The sequence below is a fragment of the Erwinia typographi genome, assembly GCF_000773975.1.
Lineage (GTDB): Bacteria > Pseudomonadota > Gammaproteobacteria > Enterobacterales > Enterobacteriaceae > Erwinia > Erwinia typographi.
The window spans coordinates 1-4949 of the sequence record NZ_JRUQ01000066.1; the positions used below are offsets into that span (position 1 = coordinate 1).

Annotated in this window: 1 protein-coding gene and 1 pseudogene; one reads left to right on the plus strand and one right to left on the minus strand. The window is 46.5% G+C overall.

Annotated features, from left to right (window positions below; genetic code table 11):
* Positions 1-3084: 3084 nt before the first annotated feature.
* Positions 3085-4224 (plus strand): annotated as a pseudogene (locus NG99_RS28945) (IS110 family transposase).
* 20 nt (positions 4225-4244) lie between these two features.
* Here NG99_RS28945 and NG99_RS22285 read toward each other — a convergent pair.
* On the minus strand, positions 4245-4892 hold the full coding sequence (locus NG99_RS22285) for an Ig-like domain-containing protein (RefSeq protein ID WP_034897969.1): 648 nt from the start codon (positions 4890-4892) through the stop codon (positions 4245-4247).
* Between the last annotated feature and the right edge of the window lie 57 nt (positions 4893-4949).

The window sequence follows — 4949 nt, forward strand, 5'->3', positions numbered from 1 at the left end:
AATCTATGTACAGGCTCGTACGGGATCCGGTTTATCTGCAGAAAATGCATCTCCCGCCACTTCAATAAGTCTTCCAGGAAATTACCGACTAATGCTGCCGCTTTATATCCCTAAGAAAATAATTTAAGTACCATTTCAATCAATCCCCAAGGTCCATGATATGGATTAAATATAATATCTCCTCAAAACAAAAAACCACATATAGATTACCTCCCCCACCCTGCATAGCTCATAGATATAACATTACTCATAAGGACATTCCCCGCCTTCATCTGGGTTTTCATCACTGTTAAATACTCTGTTCCAGAAATAGCCAAAAAACAACCATACCAACAACACACAAGAAATACACAAAATATAAATAAATTCACCTTCAATCATGAAATCATCCATGAACTTACATTCACATTATCTACGACCATATTACTTTCACTTTTAAGCCTGTTAATATAGCCAGTAAAGGTTAGTTATCACTCCCTTCAGAAGCTATAACTCCTGAATAAAATTCATTTATTACACCCAACTATGGGGCGTATCGAATAACCTCATAAGCAGTTTATGGCTACCACAGTATAAAAAATATTCCATAAACAACAATCAAACATAACTAAAAGTTATAGCCAATAACGTGACAGCGTCAAGAAGTCAGGTAAATCTAAAAAATTTCCCACTCACTATAAAAAATGACCAGCAGGAACAAAATTTCACGGGGAATGCTAACTAGACTGCAATTTAAAAAGGTCATAACGGGGCTTGACATAAATGTGTGACGCGCAGACGAGCAGACAACTCCTGAGTAGTAACCCGTGCAGCGGACATTGTGTTGCATCGTGCGATGGCCGACCTCCTTATCGAGAGATGAGTCCGATGAGGTATATTCCGGCCTGAAGCAGTGACGATTTTCCCGGCACGAGCATCCCTGAATCATCACCAGTCTGCAGAGAGGAGAACGATACTCTCTGACACATGAATCAATCATAATTGAATTTTAACCAGCAGGATCATGTGCATGGATTTCTTAATTACATTGCTCCCCGGGAGAAGTCTCAGGGAAGCAACGTTATCAAATTAAAGACTTCACCCAGTTTTTCATCACCAGTGATTTTTTTAACGACACTTTCAACATAAGAATAAAAACATGATGCAGATCAATGCCCTCACCCACGAACAGAGATTTGTTGGTCTTTTATTTAATATTGGTCTGGCAGACTGTATCGTGTTGTGTATGGCGCGCAACATCCTAAGAAGTAAAACTTGCATTCCCAACTTTTAATCGGCTTTTTCGATTACGCCCTGGAAAGAGGGCGTTATTTTTTCATCACCACAGATTAATTTATCATGTACCAGCCTCCCGTCTATGGCCACCGTTCTGTGCAGCCATGGCCCACGGTGTAAACTTCACTTCAGTCGGTTATTCTTGACCGTTCCCGGCAATCATTCAGGAGATAAAAAGGCTATTACTTTAGATCCAGCGAAAGCGTGAAACAATTCGGGTAATTAACACCTGTGAAAGAGAACGATCAATTGATACCAAACTGTTTAAATCACAAGAAAAAAACACCAGTAACTGCCAGTTCGCGCACTACAAATCTGCAGCCTGTTTTATCGTTAAATGGTTGTAAGAGTGTTTAAAATTATAAGAGGATAATAATTAATCTCAAAGAGTTAAGGATAGAAATCTTGAAAATTCTTGTTGCCATTATAGTTCTTGTTGTGATAATAGTAGCAACTTTTATCATGATGCTCGTTGCCACTCATCGTGATTGACAATTTATTCTTACTGAAGGCAGACTGAACCGCTTAATAAGCATCTTCCCAGGAAACCACAGCATATACTGGACGGTCCATGACGTACGAACAGTACGGGTTAACAGCCCTGAGCTCCACTGTGATGATCGCCTGTCAGATCCTAAGCAGCAAAAAACAAAAGTTGTCATGAATAAAACTTTTATCCGGATGCTTTATCGAATCACATGTTATCAGTCACTTACATTAAAGAAATGTTATCTCTACCCCCGGTTCGGCTCTTGAAATAAGTTAATTAGATCCGCCACAGCGTAAGTGGTATGATAATACCATGATCAAATTTCATACGGCATACATGTGAAAAAGAAAGATTGTAAGGAGAAGGATATAAAAAGAAAACTGTGCAGTTTTAGTCTGTTTGTTATTCTTTATTGTCTGTCAGGATATGTCATTCTGGAACTACTGCTTAAATGGCTCGACTTTGTGCGGTCTGTAATTTTTTGAAAATCTTTTAGCGGTAATCGTGATCGCACGTTTCAAACACAACTCTGTATACAAGCTGAACAAAATGCATAAACTTTGGCATAAAATCAGCTGACTCCCTGGAGATAAGACACTCCGCATTTTCGATAAAAGTTCTGTCCGTTAATTTCATAATAATAAAAAATATCACTATCACGCCTGTAATTAAAAAAATATAAATCTTGCGATTCACTTTCAACCCTTCATCTGTTTTTCATAAAATTGCAAAAAAGTAGTATAAATGACAGCGACGATCACCTTTATTAAAACCAACGGCGCCACCCGCCACTCCGGTGGTGCATATCAAAGCTCATAATCTACAGGGTTCGCATGCTATCCATCTAACGAAGACTGACGGTCCGGTAAAAATACCTGGGCTGGATTATCAATCTAAAATAAAAATTCGAGCCCTGCCACCGACAATCAGCCAGAACCCGCACTGTTTTGTTCCGGAATTAACCTGATTTTTAGTTTGACTAACCCGTCAAAAATCGGCTAATGGCTAAAACGCCGTGTGCAGATCCTTTTTCCACTCATTAACGGTCACAAAGGCCACAGGTCCTGACTACAGGCCTCCGATAGCCAGCCCCGTTACTTTATTCGCCCCCCTTATAATGGGGTGTTAGCCATTCAGACCCGGCATGATTACTCCCCCCGGTCGTCCAAATCAGGGGGGAATGATATCACCGGGTCTGTGGGACGCGGGTATCAGCTAACAGGGGGCAGGTCAGGCACTTTTGTCGTGACCGTCTGTAAGTGGATGCCGGTACCTGCTCCCCGTGGTTATCTGGTTACCCCGTAAAACAGGGAGACAGAATGACCGAATCCGGCGATTACGAATCAGTCCAGTTCTTTACTGGCGTTGATGTCGGTGAAGATACACATCACGCCGTTGCCGTTGATCGTTCAGATAAACGCCTGTTCGATAAAGCATTACCTTAAGACGAAAACAAACTCAGGGCGCTGATATCTGACCTTAAACAGCATGGTCAGATACTGCTGGTCGTTGATCAGCCTCCAACTATTGGTGCATTACCCGTCGCCGTTGCCCGCTCTGAAGGCGTCCTTGTCGGATGCCCCCGGGCTGGCAATGCGCCGCAACGCCGACTTACACGCCAGTGAAGCCAAAACCGATGCCTGTGATGCAGCCATCATCGCCGAACTTTCTTTGCCATACGGCTCAGATGATGATATTACCGCACAGACAAGCTAGGCCAGGCCAGCAACCGTATCCGCGCCCTTTTGCCCCAGATACATCCGGCACTGAAACGCGTCCCCGGATCACGGCAGGACTCGAGATTCTCCGGCGTTATCTCTCCCCCGAAACTCGCTTCGCTGGGAAAAAAAAAGCTGGCAACCCAGCTCTGCAAACCCGCACCTCGACTGGGAAAGCGCCTTGCTGCAGATTTCACCAGGCATTAACCTGGCAAACTGTCGTCGTTCCAGGCACAAATGCTGCTGTCGTTGTTCTGCCACCTATGGCACTCCAACTCATCATGCTGCGCAAGCAAAGAGACAAGATGGCCCCTGAGGTAGAACAGCGGGTCTTTCACCCTCTTTACCCGGTCCTGACCAGCATGCCCGGAGTTGGTGTCAGGACCGCAGCCAGACGCATCACAGAGGTCGCCTGCCACGCCATCGCCTCTGCCGCACATATCGCAACCTCTGCAGGTCTGGCGCAGGTGACCCGACGCTCCGGCTCATCCATACGCGGGAAACGTCCATTGCGGCGGGGTAATAAACCCCTTAAACGGGCGCTGTTCCTGTCTGCCTTCGCAGCGCCAGGAGATCGGATATACGGGGCTTATTACATACGCAAAATGAGCCAGGTGCGTATTCCGACACAACCAGGCGCTTATCACTCCAGCAAGACGCCGCTGCGACGTTCTGTTCGCCATGATGCGGGACGGGACTTTTTATCGCCCTGCGGCGTCATTAACATGCCTGACCACTTAGCATTAATGTTAGCAGCGATTTTAACCCAGAGAGAATATCACTACGGCTGACGCAACATGTCCATTACTTGCAGCGCTCACCTCCTTTTGTCCGCCCACCATCGACGTCAGTTGCACCGTCACCCTGCCATTGCTGTCCGACACCGCATCGCCCCCCTTTACCGTCACACTGGATGGCACCGTCCAGCTCACCTTCTTACCTGATACAGGGTTGCCATTAGTATCCGTCAGCGTTGCAACCACTTCATTGGTACTTATTCCATCAGCAACAGCCTCATCCCTGGTAATCTCCAGAGCAACGTGGCTTACCTCGGCAGGCACCACAGTGAAATGCGCCGTGGTCTCCGCCGTCAGTCCACCGCTGGCACCGCTCACTTTCACGTCACCCGACACAGTTGAAAGCAGTTGAACTGTTATCTTACCACTACTGTCCGACACCGCGTCGCCGCCTTTCACCGTCACGCCGACCGGCACCGTCCAGCTCACCTTCTTACCTGATACAGGCCTGTCGTTACTGTCCGTCAGCGTCGCTACCACCGTGTCCGTTTCACTGCCATCTGCCAGCGCATTGTCCTTTGTCACGTTCAGCGCAAGGTGGCTCGCAACCACATCCGTTGCGGTGAAATGCGCGTTCTGCGTCGCCGAGGCACTGCCACTCTGCACGCTCACCGACACTGTCTGTGCTCTGGTGCTCGTCAGTGTCACTGTGGCAACGCCGTTTTCTCC